At 55.8% G+C, this 851-nt stretch carries 2 protein-coding genes; both read right to left on the bottom strand.

Translation table 11 applies throughout. The features are described from left to right. Positions 1–242, bottom strand: a 242-nt coding sequence (tnpB, locus tag VK682_RS27430; RefSeq protein WP_380716296.1) for an IS66 family insertion sequence element accessory protein TnpB, incomplete at its 3' end; no start/stop codon positions are given. Further along, entirely contained in the window at positions 175–342 is a 168-nt protein-coding gene (locus VK682_RS27270; RefSeq protein WP_230798356.1) for a hypothetical protein, read from the bottom strand. The genes tnpB and VK682_RS27270, both read right to left, overlap by 68 nt. Positions 343–851: the final 509 nt, after the last annotated feature.

The raw sequence follows: 851 nt of genomic DNA, 5'->3' as shown, positions 1-851 counted from the left end.
CACCTGAGGAGGAAAGAGGTGTAGTATGAACGCAGATCGTTGTAGGCCATTACCAACCCGCTCCCGTCCCAGAACGGGATCTTCAGCCTGTCAGCGCGCTTCGCCCGGAACAAAAACACGGTGCCGGTGAAAGGGTCTTCCTTCAGCACCGATGCAACCTGCGCGGCAAGCCCGTCATGGCCCTTCCTGAAGTCGACCGGCTGTGTCGCCACCAGGATAGGGACCGTGTGGGACGGTATCATCACGAGGACGCCCGAGCGCATGCACGATCTCGGCAATCCGCGCCGCCGGGGTCTCGGCGGCGAGCTCGATCATCACGTCACCGAAGATCAGCGCACGCATCCGGTATTTCCTGTGGAACCAGGCCTGACGCGGCGGCCCAAATAATAAACGGAAGCATGGCAATAATCGCCCACCGCTGTGGAACGTCCAAGAATATCATGCCGGCGAGAGCCGTCATCCCGAAGGGCAAAGCCAGTCGCAATGCCACACACAAAGCCGACGCGTGACTCATTAGCTGCTCAATAACCGAGCCCTTTTGTGATTTCTTGACTTTACGCATATTGCATTTCAGTCATTTTGCCCTGATGAACCTGATGTGACAAAATCATATGGTAAAGCAGGATGCTAAATTTTTAGTTGCGAGATTTCTTCCCGCAATTCCTTGGCAGCTCCTGTAATCCTGTCCAATAACCAACTGTCGATACATTCGAACTGCTCTGACCCCCAACGTTGGACCGCCCGGAGGCAGAGTTTTTCGGCTTTATCAGGGTGGCAGGCTGGTGATGCCCCCCGATTTCGTCAACATGATCGGGACCTTGTTGCAGATCGCGCCGTGTGGCCGTTCCTCG

Source organism: Salipiger marinus (assembly GCF_035481585.1).
Taxonomy (GTDB): Bacteria; Pseudomonadota; Alphaproteobacteria; order Rhodobacterales; family Rhodobacteraceae; genus Salipiger; species Salipiger marinus.
The sequence above is the reverse complement of the archived record's forward strand: the minus strand, read 5'-3'. Positions and strand labels throughout refer to the sequence as shown.